Below are 23959 nucleotides of genomic sequence, written 5' to 3' on the forward strand. Positions count from 1 at the left end.
TCTATCGCTTACTCGGATCAATCGTTACTCATAATACCCAAAATCGACAACAGGCTAACGAACAGGTTGTAGATGGATACGTAGAGCGTCACCGTGGCGAGAATGTAGTTCGTTTCGCCAGCGCGGTGAATGATCTCACTGGTTTGATACAGAATGGCTGCTGAAGCAAACAGCACAAAGCCTGCTGATACCATCAATGAAAGCGCCGGAATTTGGAAGAAGAACCCAGCCACCATGGCCAGAATCAACACAATGGCGCCCGCCATCAAGAAGTTGCTCAAAAAGCTAAAGTCTTTCTTGGTGGTTAGCGCTACCGCTGAAAGACCTACAAACGTCAGACCGGTCATGGCCAACGCGTTCATAATCAACGCACCGCCATTAGGCAGGGTCAGGTAGGCAGAGAGAATCGGCCCAAGCGTAAAGCCCATAAAGCCGGTGAAGGCGAACGTTGCCAATAAGCCAGCCGCGGAGTTAGCGGTTTTATGTACCAGAAACATTAAGCCGTAGGCACCAATCAAGAACACGAAGATGTTCATTTGTTGGATACCGAGGGCCACAGCAGCACCCGCAGTGACTGCTGAGAACAGCAGCGTCATTGCCAGTAGCGCGTAGGTGTTACGCAACACCTTGTTAGTGCTAACACTGTTGGCAACGCCACTCGACTGAGGACGTGCCGTACGTAAATCGTTGTAAGCCATGTGTTCATGCTCCCTAAATGGTATTTCCAACAACTGACAAGCATGCCGTTACCGAGTTCCAGACGCAAGCCTTTGTCTATTTCACAAAGACCTATTCGTAAATGGTTATTCAACGTTGAATCAGCTCAGCGAGCATTGTCTATGCTTGTTGGACACTTCTTTGGACACCAAAAACATGAAAAAAATTCTACTCCCTGCCAGCGCATTAGCACTTTTTACGCTGGCACTGCCTGCAATGGCGTTCTCCCCTGCTGGAGAAAATATTGCCTATAGCGTGAATGACGAGGATTTTCAGGGCTATTTTATTTCTGCGGGTGACAATACAAAAGGCAGCGTACTAATCGTTCATGACTGGGACGGGCTGGATGATTATGAGCGCCAGCGTGCTGATATGTTGGCCGATGAAGGCTACGACGTATTTGCCGTGGATCTATATGGTGAAGGCAACCGCCCCCAAGCAGTCGAAGATAAGCGCGCCGCAACCAATCGACTCTACCAAGACAGAGAACGCATGCGGGCCCTGACCTTGGGTGGTTTAGCCCAGGCAAGAGAGCAAGGTGCTGCCGGGCAAACGGTCATCATGGGTTACTGCTTTGGTGGCGCCGTAGCGCTAGAGATCGCCCGCTCCGGTGAAGCCGACAATATAGCAGCGTACACCAGCTTTCACGGTGGTCTAACAACCCCCGATGGCCAGTCTTACTCAAGTGAAACCGCACCTATCTTTATCGCCCACGGCGGTGCCGACACTGCGGTTAGCTTAGAGGACGTTGCCACCCTGACTGAGGAGTTAGAAACCGCAGGTGTGACCTATGAAGTCGGTATCTATTCCGGCGCTCCCCACGCTTTCAGCGTGTTTGGCAGCGATGCGTATCACGAACGCGCCGACCAACGCTCTTGGGCAGCCTTTAATACTTGGCTGGATGAAATGCTTTAAAACAAATACCCCTAGCTTTGCCAGGCGCTGCTAGGGGTATTGAAAATTCAATTTAGCTAATGCGTACTTAAAACCTGTATTTAGTTGGCGACTAATCAGCTTTGCGCTTCTTCTTCGTCTTCTTTTTCATCTTTATGCGGCGTAACGGTGGTCAGCGCCGTTTGACGTGCATCTTGAGGAGAATTGTAGAGACGAGCGTCAACCAAATGCAGAACCGCCAATTGCGCAAACAACACCGCAAAACAGACGATCAAACCTTTCAACATGGCGGCATATCCAGAGAGGGAGGGGCTAACATCCGCATATTAGCCGATCGCTAGCCAAACACAATGTATTTTATGCGCTTGAAAATACCTTGTTCTAAAGCGTTGAATAGCACGCAGAGCAGCAGCTCAGACCATGCCGCGGCTAATCCTTAACGGATACCTTGCGCAAGTCCTCAATCGTTACCCCCTCGGGTAAATCTGATTCCTCCGCGGGCAACCATACGGGAGAAAGATCGCTATCTTCTCGGCCATCGTCATACTGATGGCCTGGAATGCGGTAAACGATCTGACTGTGGTGGTGATCCCATGCGAATACACGATCCATATGCTTATCCTAGAAAAAAGAAAGTCGTAACTATGACATGCGCGTATAGCATGATGTTCCGTCACATGTCTTATACCTATTAAGTTAAATGCCGAAAGGACTATTGCTGACAAGGGGTTGCCAATCAAAACCCTCGTTGCCCTTTTCCTGCTCACCTTTATACTTGCCGGGTGTAGCTCAGGTCCCACCTCAACAAGAATCGCTGACTGCCGCTAACTAGCTGAGTAGGCTAGCGACACCATGTGTCGATGGCAACTGCATACGCGGCACCCAGGTGAACAAAGCGGGAGGGGTAGTTTTAATACTTTTTTGTTGATTTTGCTGGAAAAATGACAGGTGATGGCTTGAAAGAACCTCATGGCGGTAAAGACCCACAGGAGGCCCTGCGCGCCAGGCTCAAGAAAAGCTTATTAGAACGTAGGGCTTCAGCCCACCGCCGTAAAATCGGCGCTCGAGCAACGCGTCAGCAGTTCTTAGAAGCTACTCGGAACGTGGGGGTTATTGTTGTTGCTACCTGCTTCACTGCTGGCTGGGTAGTCACCAACCCCAGCCTAAATACCGATAACGTTTGGCTTGGCGTGGGGCTAGGTATAATATTGATTTTTGTAGGGTCGTTCGGCTATGGTTATATAGAGCGCGATAAAACCTCAGATGAGGATGATAGGCTATGAATGAACTTATTCTTGCTGGAATGTTGATGAGCCTAGCGGTTGTGTCCGGGGGTATGGTGTGGAGTCAGCACCGCGAGCATCATGGTAAAAAATCGCTAACCGATAGCGTATTTTCCTGGCTCTCCAAACGCTTTGCTTGATGAATTCAGTTCATAAATATGAAAGGGTCGCGAATAGCGGCCCTTTTGTTTGTTCAGAGTACGTTGTCAGGCATGCCTTGTCCCCAGCTCATTTTTCATTTTAGCAAGGGTTATCCGGAGCGAAGGAAACCCACTCACCATTTAGTATGAACACCAAATCATCAACTTCCATGCCAAGTAAATAAGGCTGGTACACCACCACCGTAAGAGACCGCTATGCCTGTTATTCAGCGACTGCTCCGCGTCCTTAAAGCGTCGACGCTACAAATTTCGTGGACATTCCTTCTACTTATTGTGCTCGCACATATGGGCACCGCCTGGGTACTTTTTTCTCTGGTCGGCGAAGCGATGGCCGACTCCCTTACCGATTGGGTTTATTTTTACGTGGTCGTCTCCAGCACCGTAGGTTTCGGTGATTTCAGCCCGACAACCATAGCTGGCGAGTGGATCGCCTCGCTCTACCTCATTCCAGGCGGCATTTCTCTATTTGCCGCTTTAATCGGTAAAGCCACTGTCACCCTTTCAAATTTTTGGAGACTACAGATGCAAGGTAAAGGCGATTTTAGCCACCTATCCGGCCACACCCTCGTCATTGGCTGGCACGGCGAAACCACAGAACGCATTTTGGACATTCTCAAAGCTGATAAAGGCCTACCTGATGAAGTCGTGCTCTGCGTAACCAAAGAGATGAGTAACCCACGCCCGGCGGATTTGAAATTTATCAAAGGGGAGAGTTTCTCCAATGCCGAGCTTCTCAAGCGAGCCGGGGTTGAGAGCGCCAGCCGCATCATCATCTACGACACGAGTGATGACCGAGTTGCTACCGTCGCGCTGAGTGCCTACAGCCTTAAAGCAAAAAACGCCCATATCGTCGCCCACTGCGCCAATCCCGACACCGCAGCAATGTTGCGGCGCACCTTGCCAGGCATCGAATGTACCCAGGCCTTAGCGTTGGAAATGCTGGTAAGGTCAGCCTCTGATGCAGGAATTTCACGGGTCGTCAACGAACTACTCGCGGTTGATCGTGGCGCTACCCAATACCAAACCAGGTTAAACCAGCCGCCTGCCGGAGCCACCTTCGGCGACTTATTTATGCAAGCGAAAAAGGTATGCAATGCCACCGTGCTTGGTCTTGCCAACAGCAGCGATGACAGCGAAGGCAGCATGTTGAATCCAGACACCCAGCGTCCACTGCAGGATGGTGACATTATTTACTACATGGCCAATACACGCCTTTCACAGCAACAGTTGAGTGAGCTACTCACCGCAGAAAGTTAAAAAAGTGAGGTGAGCCGTTTTTCATGAATTAAACGGGCCTGCCCTCTTGGAGGGCAGGCCTTTGCTTGCTCACTGCCCCAGCCAACCCGTCCTACGCACCAGAGTCTTCTCAACTTCCAGCACTATCATCATGGCGATACCGATAGCGATGATTAACACCCCGTCCGCAATACCTAGCGGCCGAGTATCGAACAGGCGATGCATAACCGGCAGAAACGTGAATGCTAGCTGAGCAAAGACGACCATAGAGACCGCTATTAACACGGCGGGGGTTCCAAGCACTCCTCGCCAGTTAAAGGAGGTCATGTGCAGATAGCGCACGTTGAAAAGATAGAACACTTGCAGCACCACGATGGTATTAACTACCAAGGTGCGGCTCATGGCTAGCTCATCCCCTCGGCCAAGCGAATAGAAGAAAATACCCAGTACTGCCATCAGGAACAAGAATGACACCAACCCGATGCGCCAGACCAGAAAGGGCGTCAGCAAGCCCTGCCCTGCAGGCCTCGGCCGACGCTGCATAACATTCGGTTCGGCTCCCTCAAACGCCAGCGACAACCCTAGTGTGACGCCAGTGATAAGGTTGATCCACAGGATCTGAACGGCTGACATCGGCATAGCGAAATTAAACAGAATCGCGGCAATGACCGCTAATACTTGGCCCCCATTGGTCGGCAACGTCCAAGCCGTCACTTTACGAATATTGTCGTAGACCACTCGGCCTTCATTCACGGCGGCCACAATGGAGGCAAAGTTATCGTCGAGCAGAACCATCTGCGACGCCTCTTTTGCCGCATCGGTGCCTTTATGCCCCATACCAACACCGACGTTCGCCTGCTTTAACGAAGGTGCATCATTAACGCCATCGCCGGTCATCGCCACTATGGCGCCGGTCGATTGCAGCGCTCGAACAATTCGCAGTTTGTGTTCAGGGTTGGTTCGGGCAAAAACACTGGTCTCGGTAACGATGTCAGGCAGATCGCTATCGGCAATGTCATCGAGTTCACGCCCCGTTAGTACGTGCGGGTCGTCATCGAGCCCCAACTGACGAGCAATAGCCGCTGCCGTCGCGGCGTGATCGCCGGTAATCATTTTCACCATAATGCCGGCGGAGTGGCACTCTTTAATGGCGGCCATTGCCTCCTCCCGCGGCGGGTCGATAAAACCTATTAAGCCAACAAAAACCAACTTGTCATCAAGGTCAGCAAACGTTAGCTTGTGGGTACCGGACGGCAGCCGCTTAGTCGCTAAGCCGAGCACCCGTTCCCCCTGAGCAGCCGCCTCTGCGATGCGTGCCGTCCAGGCATCCCGTTCCAGCGACCTACTTCCCTCTCCATCCGCCTGAAGGGAGCATAGTTGCAACAGTTCGTCTGGGGCACCTTTGACGAAAATACGCGCCCCCTCCGATGCATGGCCGTTGAGCGTGGCCATAAAGCGATGTTTGGCATCGAAAGGAATCTCATCAAGGCGGTGCCACTCATGCCGAGTAGACTCGGGTTCCAGGCCAGCCTTAATAGCCAACGCCACCAGCGCCCCTTCCATGGGGTCGCCAATCACATGCCACTCTCCGTCGGTATTGCTCAACTGGGCATCGTTACACAGCAATCCGGCCAGGATCAGGCTGTCGATATCCGTTGGCCGTGTATCCTCCACGTTAGCCGCTGTCTCCGCTGTCAGTCGCCCTTCCGGTACATAGCCAGACCCGGATACCATCATTCGGCCGCTGGAGGCTTCCAGCCGACGCACGGTCATCTCGTTGCGCGTTAGGGTGCCGGTCTTGTCGGAGCAGATAACCGATGTAGCCCCCAGCGTCTCCACCGCAGGAAGCTGCCGAATAGCGGCGTTGCGCTGTGCCATACGCTGCACGCCGATAGCGAGCGTGATGGTAATAACGGCGGGCAGGCCTTCGGGGATCGCCGCAACGGCCAAGGCCACAACGGCAATGAGCGCCTCCGACCAGACATGGCCGCGTACCAGCACCGCAAAGGCAAACAGAACAACCGTCACGGCCAACGTGACCCAGGTAAACTGCGTTCCGAAGCGATTGATCTGCTGTAGTAGTGGCGTGGTCAGTGGTTGAACATCACGCAGCATGGTACTGATTCGTCCGATTTCAGTATCGCTACCGGTGGCCACCACCACCCCTTTCGCCTGTCCAGTGGCCACCAACGTGCCAGAGTACGCCATGGAGTGACAATCGCCCAGCGCAGCCTCTTTTGGGGCCGGTGAAACCCGCTTTTCTGCAGCCACCGACTCGCCGGTCAGGATAGCCTCCTCAATTCGCAGTGAGCTGGCACGGATAAGACGCAAATCTGCAGGTACTCGATCTCCTGCCTCCAAGGATACGATGTCGCCCAGAACGATCTCATCGACGGGCACTTCGACGTGCTTCCCTTCTCTGACTAGATGAGCGTGCGGAGCGATAAGGTTACGGATTGCATTCAGCGCTTTTTCCGCCTTGCCTTCCTGTACAAAACCGACCACTGCATTAACCAAGACCACCGCAACAATGACCGACGCATCGACAAAATGCCCTAGCAACAAGGCTGCGATGGCCGCCGCCAAAAGAAAATAGATCAGTGCATTATGAAAATGAGCGAGAAAGCGAAGCAGCGGGTGTCGGCCAGCTACTGCCGGTAACTGGTTACGCCCATACTGCTCCAAGCGCTTGGCAGCTTCATCTACTGTCAGCCCCGATAGCGAAGTCTCCAAGTCCGCAAGGACATCATCGGCATGCCTTGCGTGAACCTGCAAAGACGGGCTTTCTGATGATAAATCGGTATCGGCAGTAGGTGTGTCCATACTGTCTCCCTAGCAAGCGAAAATAGAGTTAATGAGGTACTGTCGTTGCAGGCACTGGCGTTACAGCTTGAGCACCAGCGTTACGGTATCGGTCTCATCTTTGACTGACTGAGTAACGAAGCCAAACTCGTCCGCCATTTGCCGCATAGCATGATTCTCTCGCAGAATATCGGCGTAGAGCTGCAGGATGCCACTATCACGAGCATAGTTGAGCAGTTCCTGCATAAGACGATAGCCAAGTCCCGTTCCCTTCATATCGCGACGCACCATAATCGCAAACTCAGCTTTTTCCTTGTCAGGGTCAGCAGACAGGCGAACAACTCCGACGATTTCGTGCTTACCTGGTGCCATAGCGACGAAGGCCATTTCTCGGTCGTAGTCGATCTGGGTGAGGCGAGCCGCGAAAGCATCATCAGCCCCCTGGATGGCCGCAAAGAAGCGTGGCCTCATGTCATCGGACGAAGAGTGACGGAACATTTCGACCAGCGCGTTATCATCTTCCGGGCGTATGGGGCGTAAGTCATAACGCTGGCCAGTTCGGGTTTCGATAACTTTTTCGAGCTGCTGCGGGTAGGGGCGAATAGCAAGCGGTCGACGTTGGCCGTGGACGGCCCTGACCACAATACGCGCATCCAGGGCGATCACCCCGGAAGAATCGGCCAATAAAGGATTAATATCGAGCTCGGCGACGCGATCCAGATCGCAGACCATTTGCGACAGTTTGATCAGGGTGAGCGTAATGGCTTCCACATCGGCGGCAGGCCGATCTCGATAGCCCTGCAGCAAGCGAGAGATACGCGTCGTTTGGATCATCTCCTTCGCCAGGAGGGGGTTGAGTGGCGGGAGGCCAATGACGCGGTCACCGATGACTTCAGCCGCCGTGCCGCCCTGGCCAAACAGAATGATCGGCCCAAAAACGCTGTCTTCAGCAACGCCCATAATCAACTCATGCGCACCAGGGCGGCGAATCATCGGCTGCACGTTGAATCCATCCACCCGTGCCTCCGGCGCAACACGTTGAACGCTAGCGAGCATATCCGTCGCCGCCTGAGCCACCGCCACGGGTGAGGCAAGGTTCAACTGCACTCCCCCCACATCCGACTTGTGCGAGATATCCCGCGACAATATCTTCAGCACCACCGGGAAACCCAACTTTTTGGCCGCCTCGCAGGCTTCCTCCGGCGTCTTCACTGCGATGGCCGATACGGTTGGAATGCCATAAGCCGACAGTACTGCCGCTGCCTCCGGCTCGGTCAGTACGCTACGACCATCCTTGAGTACACTGTCGATGATGGCTTCCGCGTTGACCTTGTCGATGATGATATCGTCAGCAACCGCTGACGGTGTCTCCATCAACGCTTGCTGATTACGCCAGTAGTTCGACAAGTGTGAAAAGGCCCTAATGGCCTGCTCTGGCGTTTGATACGTAGGGATGCGCTTCGCGGAAAACAGCTGGCGGGCCTCGGCAGGCGCCCCTTCACCCAGCCAGCAGGTCAACACCGCTGGACGCCGTTCGCCCAAGGTCGCAACCACGGACTGGGCAGCGTCAAGGCTATCGGCTACCGCCGCAGGGCAGTTCATGACCAAAACCGCATCCGCTCCACGCTCATCGAGTAACGCTTCGAGTGCGCCTGCATAGCGTTGACCAGGCGCGTCGCCGAGGATGTCAACCGGATTGGCATGGGACCATGCTTTGGGTAGCAAGGCATCCAAGCGCGCCAGCGTCGACTCGGAAAGTTCGGCCAGGTGACCTTGTCGATCAGCTAGCTCATCAACCGCCAGTACACCGGCTCCCCCACCGTTGGTAAGGATGGCCAGCCGGTCGCCTTTTACGCGGATGCCGGTCGCCAGCGTGCCTGCGGCTTGGAACAATTCATCGAGGGTATTGACCCGTAGCATTCCCGCACGCCGGAACGCCGCGTCGTAGACAGCATCAGAGCCGGCTAGCGCCCCGGTATGTGACAGCGCGGCTTTGGCGCCCGCATCACTGCGACCTGCCTTGACGACCACCACAGGCTTGTTACGGGAGGCCATACGGGCCGCCGACAGGAACTTGCGTGCCTCGGTCACGGCCTCCATATAGATAAGGATGGAGCGGGTATTAGGATCAAGCGCCAGATAGTCGAGCATATCCCCGAAATCAATATCGCTCATTGAGCCAAGAGAGATCACATGCGAAAAGCCGATGCCACGCGCAGATGCCCAGTCTAGAATCGAGGTCGCTACCGCACCGGACTGGGTCACGAAGGCAACGTCTCCCTTTTGCGGCATGATATGAGCAAAGCTAGCGTTGATCCCCCTGTGCGGCAGCAGAATACCCAGGCAATTAGGCCCGACAATACGCATCAAGTAAGGCTTAGCGGCCTCCAGCATTGCATGTTTGAGCGCTTTTCCATCGGCACTCTCTCCCTCACCGAAGCCCGCGGTGATCACCACGGCCGCTCGACACCCCCGTTCCCCAAGTTCACGAATAAGACCCGGCACGCTGTCAGGTGGCGTGGCGATAATGGCCAGATCTGGAGCCAACGGTAATTCACTGATGGAGTGGTAGTTGAGCGCTGAGCGGATGGCCCGCTCGTTTGGATTCACAGTCAGGATAGGCCCTGAAAAACCGGCCTCAAAAAGGTTTCGCGCCAGCACGGCACCCACTGAACCAGCGCGGTTGCTTGCACCGATCAGCGCTATCGTGTCAGGCGAAAACAGCGCGTTTAGATTGCGTATCGACATGGTAGCGGTACCTAGTGATGAAGTTTACTAGAGCTGCCCATGTATAACTTAGCATTCGTGACAGCTGCTTCACGCGCATGGATTGTTATAGCGTGAGTTCATCTATAGAAAAGCTTAGTCATATAAATAACATGGTTTGATTTGTTAAGTTATTGATGTGGCGCAACTATTCCTGGCCCCACTTGTTGTCATGCTAAAAAACACACGCCAACTTCTTATCCTATTGATATTTCATGCTAAATCAGTAAATAAGATTTCGAAAACAATGTTCACCTTACCGTAACGTAAAATGAGCACTTATTTCAGGTGGGTAAAAATTACTATCACAGCACACATGTCATTTTATTAACCATCTAATTATTAACGACTTTACACATTAAAATATTGATGTCGGTCAAAACATGAGCTATTAAATTCTTCAGCAAAGGCGATGAGTACTATACTTTTTCTACTTCACTTGAGGAGCTATGACAATGACAACATCAGCGTTTCCAAAAGCTTCCACTAATGCCGCCAATAATAGCGTAGAGAGTAGCAGTGTAGACAATAACAACGTAATTAATAACAAATACTTGCTAGCTTTTTGGTATCAGCCTTGGGCTGAAACGTCCAATTCGGCGGCCAAGCTACAATGCATTTGGCTAGAAACACTTAACGACGCATTTCGCCACGAGGTCGATTTCCTGGCGACTATGGCGCCGGTCTATAGCAAGCTCACACACTGCATGCTGGGCTTCAACGGGCCACTGACGCCGGAGTTGATAGCATCCTGTTACCGTCAGATCGCCGGAGACATGACTGAGGCCACTTTTAACCGCATGCGCAACGTATCCGAACTCAACGAAGACTTTAAAGAGCGGATTTGGTGTGAACTATAGGAGGTAACGCTCAAACACAGTGGGAATCTTATAAAGCGGTGGTAGTGGTACATGCACGACCACCGCTTCTTTACTCTGTTAGGCCCCAAAATTGCGCTATATGCCGGGTCGAAGAAATACCTACTTCCAGCATATATTTATCTGCTTCCCCGAGACCTTCTTCTCCGCCGGCCATGATTGGCGTGCCGTGCCCCATTCCTTCGATGATGTACTCCTCAATCACCTCCTGACCACCCGCGTTGCACCAGATCTGGCGGGGAAAACCATCAAGCTCCTCTACACGTGTCGGTGGCCCTTCAACCTTATGGATCTGCTGCCACTGCCGAACAATGGAATCGGCGTTGGCATTATCGACGGTCGAATCGCTACCGCCATGCCAAACCGATATTGTTGGCCAAGGACCGTCAAAGGTTGAGGCTTCGCGTACAAGTTTGTTGAGCCTGTGATCCGATGGGCCACCATATCCCTTCATACGAACCATCGCCTCTATCAGGTTGTCGGCGCTGCGATAGGGTAATCCAGCGATGATCGCCCCGCCTGCAAACACCTCAGGATAGGTGGCCAGCATCACAGATGTCATGGCGCCCCCCGAAGACATCCCAGTGACGAAGATGCGTGAGGGGTCGATGTCATGATCATCAACGACCTGCTCGATCATCTGACGAATAGAGAGTGGTTCACCATCGCCTCGGCGGCTGTCGCCCGACTTGAACCAGTTGAAGCTACTAAGCGGGTTATTGGTTTTTCTCTGCTCCGGATATAGGAGTGCTATCCCACATTCGTCAGCTAGGGAAGACCAGCCTGATCCGCGGTTATAGCCTTCCGCCGATTGGGTGCTGCCGTGTAGCACAACGACTAGCGGCCCGTTCTTTGGGAAATTCTTCGGTATATAGGTGTCCGCATGCAACGACCCAGGGTCAGTACCGAATTGTTGCATATCGGTCAGACGATCGTGGCTGACTGAAGATGTCGGCATAGGTCCTCCTTTGCCAGTTTACTTCTGCCCAACCGAGGATAGAAACCACTCGTTGAGAACAGCGCCAGGTAACGATCCCTGATGCCAAGGACAAAGCGCGGTACGAAGAATGAGATACTATCGAACAATCGGTTTACTATGAGAAAGGGCGCTGCGTCCCCTGCAGCGCATAGCGCAACGTCCTTGTTTAGGCATATCCTTTGCCTCGCTCACCTGTAGGATGGCCCTTAAAGCAAACACTCACCGTGCGCTATCGAACATAGCAAAGGAAATTTTCAAGTATTCAGGCTAGAAGCACTCACCTATTCATCTGGCGCTAACTCCTCCCGTGTGGGCGGGCGCCCCACCTGCACTTCGCTAAGGTCTTCTTGAGACAGACCGCGGTATAGCGCGAACATCATTGCAAACACCAAAATGAACATCGGAAGGCCAACAACGGTAATCACCTCCTGCAAGGCGGTAAGCCCGGCATCACCAGCAAGCACAATGAGCATCGCTGCCAGCATACCCTCAGAGACGCCCCAGAAAACCCGTTGATGCCATGGGCCAGGGTCTGCGCTGCCGGTACACAGCATATCGACTACCAAGGACGCAGAGTCCGATGATGTGGCAAAAAAGATAGCGACAATCACAACGGCCAAGCCCTGGATTAATGTGGCAGCCGGGAAGTTCTCGAAGAAGGCGAACATGGCGAGGGGAATGCTTTCACCTACAGCGGCGGATAAAAGACCGGCCTGCTCCCCCAGCGCTTCTCGAGCATCGGGCCCAATCCCGTCAATCTCCATTGCCGACCAGCCAAAGATTGCAAACCAGACCAGCGTAAAAATGGAGGGGGCAAAAAGCACACCAAGGACGAACTCGCGGATGGTGCGCCCGCGCGAAATTCGCGCTACAAAGATCCCGATAAAGGGCGACCACGTGACTGTCCAGGCCCAATAAAATACCGTCCAGCTACCCTGCCAGCCCCATGTACCGCCATCTCTGGAATAGCTTGCCAGCGTGTCATTCCAGAAAGCCATGGGCAGCAGATTCGTTATGTAGAGGCCAAAGGTTTCGACCACCGCGCGTAAAAGGAAAACGGTCGATCCGGTAAAGAGTACAAATAGCAACAGGCCGACGGCCATGGCGATATTGATATTGGAAAGCCGTTTAACGCCGGAATCCAGCCCCGCCACGATCGACCCTACGGCGACAGCCGTCAGTATGGCAATGATGAACACCTTGGTGATGACCGAATCCGGAACACCAAACAGTTCCGTAAGACCCGCGTTGATCTGCTGAGTGCCCAAGCCGATAGAGACGGCTACACCAAACAGGGTGCCAAGTATCGCGAAGACATCAAGCGATTTACCGAGGGGGCCATAAATGCGGTCGCCTAACAGCGGATAGAATACTGAACTAAAGCGCATCGGCAGATTGTAGCGGTAGATAAAGTACGCAAAAGCCAGCCCGGGCATAGCGAAAATCGCCCAGGTGTGTAGACCCAGATGATAGATTGAAAAACTCATAGCATCGTCGGCGGCTTCCACAGAGAAAGGGACGACATCAGGCCTGGGTGGATTAGAAAAGTGGGAAATAGGCTCAGCAACGCCCCAGAACATCAATACCGTGCCGATGCCGCCTGCGAACAGCATGGTGAACCAGGAGATATTATCGTAGGCAGGCTTTGCATTATTGCCGCCCAAGCGAATCGCCCCGTAACGGCTAATTGCCAGCCAGAGCAGAAATGCTACCCAACTTGTTACCCCTAAAATAAAGAACCAGCCAAGGTTGGTAACGATCCATTCCCTACCGGCACCAAAAGCTGCCCCTATGGGTTCTGGCGCAATCAGCAGCACCACAAGAAAAAGGATCATAATCCCTGCGGACGTGAAAAAAATAATCGGATCCGTCTTGAGGCCCAATTTTCTCGCTAGTGCATCCATTATTATTCCTCCCGTGTCGTTCCAACAACATAGGAGTCATTGATCGATAACGCCAAGGCGCTATCGAACCTTGAAGTTTTCCCAGGAGAAAGCCGCACAGGCAAAAACAAAGGGCGCCTGTACCAGCTTCAGGTTTTGGAGTACTCCTGATACTGATACAAGCGCCCAAAGAACCGCTTACTGCATTAACAAACGCTAGACGTAGAAATCCAGATCCTCTTGAGCTTTGAGCAGATCGCGCATCTTGATGGGATCGTCACCAAAGAAGAAAACTAGCCCCCAATGAGTCCCGAAGGCTGATCGGTCGGGCACGGTCTCTTCTGCCGGTGCGACCAGTTCGTGTGACTCGAAATACGGGTGATTAATCGTCTCTTCGGGCATTTCCAGCTTGCTGACAACACGACGGCGTGGATAGACACCGAAACAGCCTGCATAGCCTTTCGCATCGACCACTTCACGGGGGAAGAATGCCGCCACTTCCTCTTTCGTGCTTTTCGGGTCGAATACCAACATTGACGCTTGATAGGCGTTGAAACCGTAGGCTTTTTCGATCAGTTCGAATGCTTTAAAGCCGGGTGGGCGATAAGCAACTTCGCCAAAGTACATCTCGCCGTCCGCCGTGACGAAGTACTCGGGGTGAATCAGGCCGAACTGGATATCGAAGGTTTTTATCAACAGCTCAATCTGCTTGGTGATCGCATTGCGCCAGCTCTCAAGCTCCTGAGTAGCAGGCACGAATACCGAATAGCCCAATGTCACGTATTCCGAAATATTCAGAAACTGAATTTTGCCATCATGTATCCAGGCTTCAACGGCAAACTCCCAACCGCTCAAGTGACTTTCCATCAGCAGCGGATATTCTTCATCCGGGATGTTGTCAATTTCTTCTATCGTGCGGATCATGCGGTGGCCGAGACAACCGGCTTTATCGAAGGCCTTGACGTGAATCGGGTCATCTGGATCGCCGTCAAGTTTCAGCAGCGTCTGGTTGACGCGCTTCATAAAGCGAACAATGTCTTCTTTCTCGTGCGCCTCTTCAAAAATCCCGACACGAATGCCACCAAGCTGAGCACGGCGTTTCATGAGCGCCTTGTCACGGAACAGAATGGACTGACCGTACATGCGCGGGCTGTCGAGAAGAACGGAGTTGATGGCACCAGACCACTCAACGGTTTCTTCGAACAGGGGGATAGCGACGTCTACACCTTCTTCCTTGAGCTTTACGGCTATCTCCATGGAGCGATCATTCAAGCGAATAAAGTCCCATGGGATAAAAGGTATATTGTTCGCGGTACAGAAATCGGCGGCCCACTCTGGAGCGACGACGATATAGCGGCGGTCGAATTTCTGCGCAGCCTTGATCGCGTTGACACTCCAGCCAAGTAGAGCGATATAACCTTTGTTCGGATCTTTAGGGGTCTCGGTGCCTTTAACCGAGTCCATTTCCGGATCACGCCAGGCCGCTACTGCTTCGGGCATTTGCTTTTCTGATGATATCGACATTCGATGTCCTCCTTGCTGGTTGACCCAAATTGACTGGGCTTAGATTGGAGCGCACCAAGTGAGCTGAGCCGCAGTCATTTGTGTTCAGGAGCGATTGAGCAAGCCAGCATTAGGAAAGTTTTTAGCGCACCCGTGTAACTAAGTTAGTCGATCCAGTTACATATGGCAATTAATCTGTAGAGTTTCTGTTGAATAACTGTAGAAGTTATCTCACTGATAGATGGGCATAATTTCTAAAGCGCTGTTGAACAACAGAACCACACACATCGAAGAAATTCAGAAGATCGAGCCTTTATTACCGCGTCTTCGACTAACCGCCATCATGCTCAGCGGCGTCTTCAGCCCCCTCCTCGACCATCTCTTCGGCCTCCTGCTCTTCTTCTGCGGAAGCCTCCGGCTTGCCATGATCTTTGCGGCCAACGGTTAGCGTGGTAGCGAGGCCGAAGTGGTCAGAACCTTGCACCTTCACTCTGTCGATATCAATAAGATGGAAACCGTCAGAAACGAACAGATGGTCTATCGGGTATCGCCACCATGGGTACTCCGCATGGTAGGTACTCAGCAATCGCCGGCCACGGCGAGGATCTTTGAGATCACTCAAGTCAGCGAAAAGCTTGGTGGTGTCAGACCACGCAACGTCGTTAAAATCACCGGTGACGATCCAGCGGTTGTCCGGGTCTTCTTCCACATGCCGAGCAATGAGCATCAGCTCTGCATCGCGTTCTCGACTGTCTCGTCGTTCATCCTCGTTGCTAACGGTTCGTTCCTGCAGCCCTGGCGGAACCGGATGGGCGCCAACGAAGCGCACTGGCCCGATGCCTGGTACGTCAATCGTTGCAAAAATGGAGGGTCTACGGTCTGAGACTAAATATTCTACTCCCTGCTCCAGCAGCGGAATCCGCGACCAAAGCACTATTCCAAGCCCCTCATCGCGAACCTCCCCTACTCGGTGGGCGTACTCCTCGTCAAGTGGCGCCAAGCCTTCGGCCCAGGCGTTATTGACTTCGATTAGCAGCAGTAAATCAGGCTCCTCCTGCTGAACCATTGCCACTACCTCAGCATACCGATCATTTTTGTAATCAACATTTGCCGTCAGCACTTTTAACGTTATCTGGCCTTCTTTTGGCTCTACCTCAGCGGTGGGCACCTCAGTCGACCAAACGGATGTAAACGGCAGGATGTGTGTTAAGTGCCATCCTGCTATCACAAGAATGACCACTCCCCATACGGCGTGCTCTTTTCGTGGGCGCTTAAGCCAAGCGTGAACGCCCAGAAGGAGCGCTGGCAAGACCAACGCGCTCGTTAGCTGCAGGCGTGGAAAATCCCACAGCCTGATCCACCACTGACCGCTGGGTATTAATGGCAGCAAGGCCACCACTACCATCAAGAGCACCAATAACCGGATAAACCAGAGAAGGAGTTTTAACAACATGAAACCTCTCAAATGCGGCAACGGTAACCAGGAGGATCCCGGTTATGCCGGCCTAGATTGCCGCAGATATTGTGACGATTTAAGCATACCCCTCTCTGGATAGCTGCATGCCCATTTATCTGAGAGACACCGTCATAGCACTGACCCACTAAATCGACGTAATCCAGCTCTCTCCCGCTGTAAATCAGTTCGCAACCACTAACACCCTATTGGCTTGATATGGATCAAGCTACGACCACTTGCGTCGTGCTCTTAGCCAAAATGACGGCTATGCTCGTCAAGCGAATAATAGGTTATTACGTTATTCCAAATGGTTAATACAAAGGCTTTATTACAATTGCACACCAAACTGAGTTCGAGGAGTCCGTTATGAACAGTAATGTCGGTGGTATCGATAAAATTTTACGCATCCTGGTGGGGATTGTACTGATTGTACTGGCCCTGACAGGCACTATCGGGCTTTGGGGGTGGATTGGCGTGCTGCCGCTTGCCACAGGGCTATTTAACTTCTGCCCAGCCTACAAGCTACTAGGTGTTAATACCTGCAAGGTTAAATAGTAGCTTTCAGCCAGCCAATGGCCTGTAGCTGCCCAACTGGTGCTTAGCGACCTATCTCAGTTATTCTACGCGCAGTGTTTGCGCTCCATGACTGAAGGATAGCCATATCTATGTTGGGATTCCTGCAGGGTTTTTCCTATGGCCTGTTTATGACCTGCCTGCCCTGGCTACTGGTCGGCCTGTTCAATCCTGGTTTGGCGGTTCCGCTGGCGACGCCCAGTCGACTACAGGTGATCGCCCGCTATTGCTTGGTAGTTCCTACCATCAGCATGCTGCTGTGGCTGACCTCCCTATGGGGTGGTTTCAGCCCCAGCCTGTTTGGCTGGCTGACGGGCCTCGTCGCCATTCCAGTGGCACTCCCTGTCGAGCGAACGCTACGCGGCTGGCTGGCCCGCCGCCGCTTGCGTCGCCTCGAGGTTCAAAGAGAGGCCGAAGCACAGCGACGGCGGGCTGAAGAGGAGCGCAACGCCTATGAAGCAGGTGTCTCGGTGCTCGATCCCGCAAGCCCCCCCGTGGGAGCCAACGACCTCGTACTAGCCATGTGTCGGGCCAAGCAGAACCTGCTCGACGTGCACCGTCCCGATCTGGCTATCCTCACAGACCGCCTCTATAGCCGCTACCACCATGTAATGGACGTGCTGGGCGACCGATTCCACACTGGCGAACTGGCCTTCGAGCGCTCAAAAGGCTTGGTCACTCAAGTTTGTTTTGGGGCGGTGGATACGTTGACGACCATGGCCTCCCAGGCAAGGGGTGTGGTTAGCGTGGATGGTAATTACGTCCGAGGTCGATTGGAACGGGAGGGCAAACGATTAAGCGATGAAGAGCGCACGGCCCTGGTGCGTCGCCTCGATCTGCTAGTGGAAACCGAACATCGACTGAACAAGCTCTCTGCCCGTATCGAATCCGCCTTGACCGTACTCGACGATACCGCCGTTGCCATGGCGCGCATCGAGACGGCTCGCCCACAGGCGTCGGTTACCACCGAAAAAGCACTGGAGGATCTACGCCTCTTTGTCGAAGGTGCAGATCGTTATGCCCGCAAAGATTAAGATTGCATTCAGTGCTACCGTGCAGTTTTTACTATGTTTTTATAAACGGTTTTATTTAACCGATTTATCTAATCGAGCTTTTTTTAACAGCTCAGGAGATGTCTATGGCTCAGCAATCCGATGACAAACGTCGCCTCTCCCTGCCCCCGGTGGACGAGATCGCTGACCAGTTGGGAGCTAGTCGATTGGGGGCAAGTCAGGCTGAGTCGGTAACCCCCGATGAGCGTGATATCGATCCTGAGCTTGAGGCGATGGCCGACCGCTTTGTCGAAGACATTCTTGCCGAAGGGGACGAAGAATCCGTGGTTCGCCAGCGCCGTGCCGTGGACGAGATGGGCCTTGAACTGCAGCAGCAGGCTGCCCATCGCAGTGCCATGCTGCAAACACCGCTGCGCAAGCTGGCCCACCAGGGCGACGAAGGCGGGCCGGTCGCCAAGGCACTGACCGATCTGCGCGGGCGTATGGAGGGGCTCGACCCTGCACGCCATCGCCTGGCACCAACTACATTGGATCGCGTTCTAGCGGTCATTCCTGGCCTGGATAGCCGCCTGCAGCGCTACTTTCGCAAGTTTGAGAATACCCAGCAGGCCTTGGATGCGATCATCGAGGATCTGGAAAGCGGTCGCGACATGCTGCATCGTGACAACCTCACGCTGAACGATGACCAGCAGGCGTTAACTAAAATTCTTGGCGAGTTGAACCGCCAAATTGCGCTGGGGCGCATGATCGATCGGCGCCTGCAGGAGGAGATCGCCGCTCGCGATGGCGATGATCCGCGGCGCCAATTTCTTGAGGAAGAACTACTCTTCCCCCTCCGTCAGCGCATTGTCGACCTCCAGCAACAACTGGCGGTGAGTCAGCAGGGCGTGCTGGCACTAGAGGTGATTATCCGCAACAACCGTGAATTAATGCGCGGCGTGGACAGAGCCATTAACGTCACCGTCTCGGCGCTCACCGTCGCGGTCACGGTGGCCATGGCGATGGCTAATCAGCGCCTGGTGCTGGATCGCATCGAAGCCCTCAATACGACCACCTCGCAGATGATTGGTGGCACTGCCAAGGCGCTGCGGCAGCAAGGCGTGAACATTCAAAAGCGGGCCTCCTCCGCAATGCTCGACATGCAAGTGCTTGAGGAGGCTTTCAGCGAGGTGATGGGCGCCATCGACGATCTATCCAGCTATCGGCAAGAGGCCCTGCCCCGGCTGGATGAGCAAATCAACAGATTAGCGACTTTGGCTAAACAGGGAAATGCGTCCATCGAACGCCTTCAAGAAGGCAGCGAATCGCAACCAAAAGATGGTCGCGACCCCAGCTGATTGTTCAGGCTTTTCAAAGTGAAGCGCACTGTTAGTAGAATAAGCTAGTTGAATAAGCTGGCTGTTTAGGTTCGCTGAATCAACTACTTGAAACGGGAAGAGGCGTCCCGGAAGGCTTTGCGCATCAGCTCCCAAGAGTCTTCCATACCTTGGCGGACAGTCTCCCAGGCAGCTTCGCTGGCATGCTGAAGCTCATCGAGCCTTTGCTGAGTCTCTGCTTGACGCTTCTTTAGTCGCTCGATGTCCTCTTGGTACTTGACCCTCGCCTCGTCGCTCGCCTGACGCGCCTTGGCAGTCAGCTTATCGATATCAGCATTCCACTCATCGAGCCTGGCTTTCATTTCTTCAACGAATTCATCGCGCTGTCTCATGGTGATACCTCCCCTTGCGGTAACGGGTATGACGGATTCGATGTGAATCTCTGTCTACCAGATTAGCTGGAAATCTCAACTTGTTAATCCGAGGCTTGCACTTGAAAGGCTGACAGCTACAACGCGAACACATGCTAAAAGTATCGTTGAAGGCGTTTCTTTTTCTAGTTTAATGGCAATGACGAGTGCCTTGCTTGGTATCCCGGTGACAACCTTTAAGTAATTTTAAGCCCCAATATTTCACGCGCTTTCTTCCAAGTCGCCACTGGACGCTGATATTTACTACATAATGCAACAGTTCGCGCTACCAACTCAGCATTGGAAGAAGCCAGTGTATTTCGATCAAGACGCACGTTATCTTCAAGACCAGTGCGTGTATGGCCGCCCGCAGCGATCGACCACTCGTTAAGCAAATACTGATTTGCTCCAATACCTGCACCGCACCATTGGGCGTCCGGCGCCAGTCGCTTGAGCGTCTCAATATAAAAATCAAACGTTGGCTTGTCTGCTGGCATTGAATTTTTTACGCCCATTACGAACTGGACGTAAAGCGGTGATTTGAGTTTTCCTTGGTTAGAAAGCGAGACCGCCTGATGAATGTGCGATAGATCAAATGCCTCAATTTCGGGTTTAATATCGTACTTGAGCATCTCAGCGGCAAGCCATTCCACCAACTGAGGTGGGTTTTCATAAACGCGGTTTGGAAAGTTATTAGAGCCTACCGAAAGGCTGGCCATATCGGGTTTAAGCGACAACATACCACCGCGAGCCTCACCTGCACCAGAGCGCCCGCCGGTGGAAAACTGAATAATCATGCCTGGGCAATGCTTCTTAAGACCTTCCATAAGACGTTCAAACTTCTCTGGATCGGACGAGGGCGTTTGATCATCGTTACGCACATGACAATGGGCAATACTGGCACCGGCTTCAAACGCCGCTTGAGTGCTTTCAACCTGTTCATCAATAGTGATGGGTACTGCAGCGTTATTCTCTTTGCGTGGCAGACTGCCAGTGATGGCTACACAGATAATACAGGGCTTAGACATGGACGCCTCTCCTTGTTTTTATTGAGTATAAATAGGTTAAACCGTTTAGCATCGGATCCATTTATAGGAACTTGCTACGAGCCTGCATCATTTAGCAATCCAAAACGTTATTGTTTGAACTACAACTAAGAAGACATTAAATCCCAAAAAACCTCCCTTCTCATAACGCAGCGCCATTAGAAAAGTCCAATCTGGTCATATTAACGACTGACCAAACTTTCATTGCCGGTATCACATCCCGAGAATATGCCCACACAAGGTAACAAAATCTGCCAATCGCGATACCTAGTAAATGACAGATTTCCTTGTTAACGCGGACTTCAGCCACCCCACAAGGATGACTATTTATCTAGGGTGACGTGGAGATACTCACAACAAGACTTCCAAGGTAACCTCATGGACAACACTCGACTCAAAGGTAAAAATTGCTTAATCACAGGTGCCGCACGTGGCATGGGCGCCGCCGTTGCCGAACATTATGCTGCTCAAGGGGCGAAGGTTTGCGTGGCGGATATCAATATTGAAGGGTGCGAAGAAGTCGCTTCGCGTATCAAAGCAAACGGAGGCGATGCTATTGCAGTCAAACTTAACGTTACCGATCGTGCTGAAGTGCAGGCTGCAGTTAAAGCAACGGTTGATGCCTTTGGTAGCCTGAACGTAATGGTCAATAATGCGGGCATCAATAAGCCACTGATGTTCCTTGATATCACTGAGGAAAACTGGCATCAGATAATGGATGTTAACGCGCTGGGCTGCCTGCTCGGCATGCAGGAAGCAGCCAAGCAAATGATTGACCAGGGCAAAGAAAACGGCCCTTATAAAATCATTAACGTTGGCTCAATTCTGTCTCGACAGGCCTTTGATGACGTTGTGCCCTACTCATGCAGCAAACACGCTGTGCTGGCGATGATTAACGGCGGCGCCAAAGCACTGGTCGACCACAATATTACGGTCAATGGTTATGGCCCCGGCGTAGTGCGCACTGAACTGTGGGAGCAGCTCGATAAAGACTTAGTCAGTATCGGCAAATTCGATAAGCAAGGCCAGTCTATGGACGAGCTTGCTGAGAAAATGATCTTAATGAAGCGCTACTCCTACCCGGAAGATGTGGTCGGCACCGCCTCATTCCTGGCCAGCGCTGAATCTGATTACATGACCGGTCAGCTGTTGATGATTGATGGCGGTATGATTATGCAGTAAGTGAGCACAACGCCCCCATGCCTGTCTCTTAGGCATGGGGCTAAGCCTCACTCCTGACTAATAATGTCCCTTTTCGCGCATCACCTTATCGGCACGCTCTTGAGCAATAGAGAGTGCTTTTTTGATAGAGCGCCGTCCATCCAGCACTTCAAATATCTCGTTTCCTGCAATGCTGATGACCTCCGTAACCCCAGGCACGGGCGGGCGTGGCCATGCCTGTAAAATATCCTTTTTTGCCATATCATCGACAATCTTAATTAGCGGCGATAATGCGGACACTTCTGGATCCTTACTAACACTGAAACGAGGCGTTACCAGGCTACCGTTCATAATGTAAAGTTTGGACATATTGGCTGAGGTCAGGTGTCTAAGTGCTGTCCATACTGCCTCAACACGCTCTGGTGCTAAGTTAGCGGGAATAGCGAGGGCATAACCACCGATCGGAGTTATGGCGCGACCATGATTTCCAACTGGATGGGGAAGATAGCCAGTATTGCCATATGCAGGAGAGTGCCGATCCAACTCAAACAGCGGTGCGAGCAGTGTATAGCAGTAGGCCATACAGGCCTCTCCTGATGCGTACGACTGGGCACGTTCATACCAGGACATACTGAGAATATTCGGCGGCGAATATTTCAAAATATCCAGCATATATTCGCAGGCCCTATAAGCGGCATCTGACTGAAACATCGGGCGCAACTGCTCGCCCGCGGCTAGCTGAAAATCATAACCGCCCTGGCCGCTAGGTAGATTAAGCAGCGGTTGACCGAACTTTGCCATTAAAAAACTAAAGGTATGCCCAAGGGGCGTGCCTCTTGCCGCATTCCAGGCAATGCCGTAGCGTCCTTTGGCTGGGTCATGCAACTGCCTAGCGACTTTAACCAGTGCTTCCGTGGTGGTGGGCGGCGTTAACTGCGCCGCATCGAAAACATCCTGACGATAACAGAGTAATTCCGGTGTGGTTTGAACAGGTATACCGTACTGACTACCTGCATACCCTGAACTCTGAATAGCCATGGGATGGAAATCAGAAAGATCGTAATTATCGCGTTTAATTAGCGTATCGAGAGGCATGAGAATACCGCTGGCCGCTAATTCACCAAACCAGGGCAGATCACAGGCCACCACGTCATAGCGCGACTTCGCCAAACGGGCATTATCGAGGATCTCATCTAGAAGATTATCGATTGACCTTGCTTTATTGCGTATTTCTAGACCGAAGATCGACTCTAATTGTCGTTTAAGATTATGCATGGCCATAAACGTTGGGTCAGCATGCGCTAACACACGTAATCCACCCTTCAATTGAAGCCGTGCCGACAGCACTGCTGGCGTCGATATCACCCGATCTGTTGACGACATTCCCAAAAAGATTTTACTGGCAGTGTCTGAACCTGGGGCTATACCGAACAACGGCCCGAGAAGTCCTTTAATTCGCTCAGCGTAGCTCTCCCACTCTTGAATCATTTGAGGGGAAGGATGCAACGAAACCGTCTTACCCGACTTAGTTCGTGGGCGTGAGATAAGTAAGCCACGCTGCATAATACTATCGATACCGCGTTTTGCCGTACCGTAAGTCAAACCAGACGCATCTGCCAGCGACGTTGGAGTGGTTAATCTACCCGCAAGATGGTTGCGCATGACGTGCAGCAGCATGCGCATTTCACGATAGCCGAGGGCCATGGAGAGCGTGCCTTCAGTTTCATCTTCGAATTTTTCAATGAAATCGATAAAACGAGCAAACTCTGTATTAGAAATTTTTGAAGGGGGCATTTGCGACAGCTTATCGTACGGTCCTTCTGGCTTAGCTTCATTTATCTCAGCGTGACCGTCTCTCATGACAACCCCCTAGACATCATAA

General features: G+C 52.6%; 21 protein-coding genes. 9 read left to right on the forward strand and 12 right to left on the reverse strand.

All coding sequences use genetic code 11. From position 1 onward, the window contains the following. Positions 1–17: 17 nt before the first annotated feature. Entirely contained in the window at positions 18–698 is a 681-nt protein-coding gene (locus ACWI0H_RS10820) for a Bax inhibitor-1/YccA family protein (RefSeq protein WP_133732477.1), read from the reverse strand. 175 nt (positions 699–873) lie between these two features. On the opposite strand from ACWI0H_RS10820, the gene ACWI0H_RS10825 reads away from it, so the two are divergent. Continuing rightward, the gene (locus tag ACWI0H_RS10825; protein WP_485873451.1) at positions 874–1632 is read left to right on the forward strand and encodes a dienelactone hydrolase family protein; all 759 of its coding nucleotides are present in this window, start codon (positions 874–876) and stop codon (positions 1630–1632) included. A 95-nt stretch (positions 1633–1727) separates the two neighbouring features. Here the strand turns inward: ACWI0H_RS10825 and ACWI0H_RS10830 are convergent, their stop codons facing one another. Together ACWI0H_RS10830 and ACWI0H_RS10835 are read right to left on the reverse strand one after the other, a co-directional pair. After that, positions 1728–1898: a hypothetical protein gene (locus ACWI0H_RS10830; RefSeq protein WP_166650408.1), complete on the reverse strand. Its 171-nt coding sequence runs from the start codon at positions 1896–1898 to the stop codon at positions 1728–1730. A gap of 142 nt (positions 1899–2040) precedes the next feature. After that, positions 2041–2223, reverse strand: a complete 183-nt coding sequence (locus ACWI0H_RS10835; RefSeq protein WP_133732475.1) for a hypothetical protein — start codon at positions 2221–2223, stop codon at positions 2041–2043. Positions 2224–2567: 344 nt separating this feature from the next. Here ACWI0H_RS10835 and ACWI0H_RS10840 point away from each other — a divergent pair, with 344 nt between their 5' ends. The 3 genes from ACWI0H_RS10840 (at position 2568) to ACWI0H_RS10850 (ending at position 4312) form a co-directional block, all read left to right on the forward strand. Next, entirely contained in the window at positions 2568–2894 is a 327-nt protein-coding gene (locus ACWI0H_RS10840) for a hypothetical protein (RefSeq protein ID WP_133732474.1), read from the forward strand. Then, the gene (locus ACWI0H_RS10845) at positions 2891–3034 is read left to right on the forward strand and encodes a hypothetical protein (RefSeq protein ID WP_166650407.1); all 144 of its coding nucleotides are present in this window, start codon (positions 2891–2893) and stop codon (positions 3032–3034) included. Before ACWI0H_RS10840 ends, ACWI0H_RS10845 begins: the two co-directional genes overlap by 4 nt. Before the next feature lie 216 nt (positions 3035–3250). Next, complete coding sequence (locus ACWI0H_RS10850; RefSeq protein ID WP_133732473.1) at positions 3251–4312, forward strand: ion channel; 1062 nt, start codon at positions 3251–3253, stop codon at positions 4310–4312. Positions 4313–4381: 69 nt separating this feature from the next. Here the strand turns inward: ACWI0H_RS10850 and ACWI0H_RS10855 are convergent, their stop codons facing one another. Continuing rightward, positions 4382–7114, reverse strand: coding sequence for an HAD-IC family P-type ATPase (locus tag ACWI0H_RS10855; RefSeq protein ID WP_485873452.1), 2733 nt, complete (start codon positions 7112–7114; stop codon positions 4382–4384). 60 nt (positions 7115–7174) lie between these two features. Then, the gene (locus ACWI0H_RS10860; RefSeq protein WP_485873453.1) at positions 7175–9841 is read right to left on the reverse strand and encodes a bifunctional acetate--CoA ligase family protein/GNAT family N-acetyltransferase; all 2667 of its coding nucleotides are present in this window, start codon (positions 9839–9841) and stop codon (positions 7175–7177) included. Positions 9842–10314: 473 nt separating this feature from the next. Here ACWI0H_RS10860 and ACWI0H_RS10865 point away from each other — a divergent pair, with 473 nt between their 5' ends. After that, complete coding sequence (locus tag ACWI0H_RS10865) at positions 10315–10719, forward strand: hypothetical protein (RefSeq protein WP_273190551.1); 405 nt, start codon at positions 10315–10317, stop codon at positions 10717–10719. Positions 10720–10789: 70 nt separating this feature from the next. On the opposite strand, the gene ACWI0H_RS10870 is transcribed toward ACWI0H_RS10865, so the two are convergent. From ACWI0H_RS10870 to ACWI0H_RS10885, 4 genes are all read right to left on the reverse strand, one after another. After that, positions 10790–11695 (reverse strand): extracellular catalytic domain type 1 short-chain-length polyhydroxyalkanoate depolymerase, encoded by a 906-nt coding sequence (locus tag ACWI0H_RS10870; RefSeq protein WP_133732469.1) that lies wholly within the window; start codon positions 11693–11695, stop codon positions 10790–10792. A 302-nt stretch (positions 11696–11997) separates the two neighbouring features. After that, positions 11998–13620, reverse strand: coding sequence for a BCCT family transporter (locus ACWI0H_RS10875; protein ID WP_342582640.1), 1623 nt, complete (start codon positions 13618–13620; stop codon positions 11998–12000). A 195-nt stretch (positions 13621–13815) separates the two neighbouring features. Further along, the gene (locus ACWI0H_RS10880; RefSeq protein ID WP_133732467.1) at positions 13816–15123 is read right to left on the reverse strand and encodes an ATP-grasp domain-containing protein; all 1308 of its coding nucleotides are present in this window, start codon (positions 15121–15123) and stop codon (positions 13816–13818) included. 310 nt (positions 15124–15433) lie between these two features. Then, entirely contained in the window at positions 15434–16555 is a 1122-nt protein-coding gene (locus ACWI0H_RS10885; RefSeq protein WP_227405177.1) for an endonuclease/exonuclease/phosphatase family protein, read from the reverse strand. A 369-nt stretch (positions 16556–16924) separates the two neighbouring features. Between ACWI0H_RS10885 and ACWI0H_RS10890 the strand changes: the two genes are divergently transcribed. From ACWI0H_RS10890 to ACWI0H_RS10900, 3 genes are all read left to right on the forward strand, one after another. Then, a complete protein-coding gene (locus ACWI0H_RS10890; RefSeq protein ID WP_133732465.1) occupies positions 16925–17113 on the forward strand; it encodes a YgaP family membrane protein in 189 nt (62 codons plus the stop codon). A gap of 110 nt (positions 17114–17223) precedes the next feature. Next, positions 17224–18165: a cobyrinic acid a,c-diamide synthase gene (locus ACWI0H_RS10895; RefSeq protein ID WP_485873454.1), complete on the forward strand. Its 942-nt coding sequence runs from the start codon at positions 17224–17226 to the stop codon at positions 18163–18165. A 104-nt stretch (positions 18166–18269) separates the two neighbouring features. Further along, positions 18270–19481, forward strand: a complete 1212-nt coding sequence (locus ACWI0H_RS10900) for a toxic anion resistance protein (RefSeq protein ID WP_485873455.1) — start codon at positions 18270–18272, stop codon at positions 19479–19481. An 83-nt stretch (positions 19482–19564) separates the two neighbouring features. On the opposite strand, the gene ACWI0H_RS10905 is transcribed toward ACWI0H_RS10900, so the two are convergent. Further along, positions 19565–19852, reverse strand: a complete 288-nt coding sequence (locus tag ACWI0H_RS10905) for a sll1863 family stress response protein (RefSeq protein WP_027959459.1) — start codon at positions 19850–19852, stop codon at positions 19565–19567. Between the two features lie 215 nt (positions 19853–20067). Next, the gene (locus tag ACWI0H_RS10910; RefSeq protein WP_133732462.1) at positions 20068–20898 is read right to left on the reverse strand and encodes a 3-oxoadipate:acetyl-CoA acetyltransferase; all 831 of its coding nucleotides are present in this window, start codon (positions 20896–20898) and stop codon (positions 20068–20070) included. Positions 20899–21294: 396 nt separating this feature from the next. On the opposite strand from ACWI0H_RS10910, the gene ACWI0H_RS10915 reads away from it, so the two are divergent. Further along, a complete protein-coding gene (locus ACWI0H_RS10915; RefSeq protein WP_133732461.1) occupies positions 21295–22098 on the forward strand; it encodes an SDR family NAD(P)-dependent oxidoreductase in 804 nt (267 codons plus the stop codon). A gap of 57 nt (positions 22099–22155) precedes the next feature. Here ACWI0H_RS10915 and ACWI0H_RS10920 read toward each other — a convergent pair whose 3' ends face one another. Then, positions 22156–23871, reverse strand: coding sequence for an ABC transporter substrate-binding protein (locus ACWI0H_RS10920; RefSeq protein ID WP_485873456.1), 1716 nt, complete (start codon positions 23869–23871; stop codon positions 22156–22158). Between the last annotated feature and the right edge of the window lie 88 nt (positions 23872–23959).

Source organism: Halomonas sp. NYA30, from assembly GCF_976980765.1.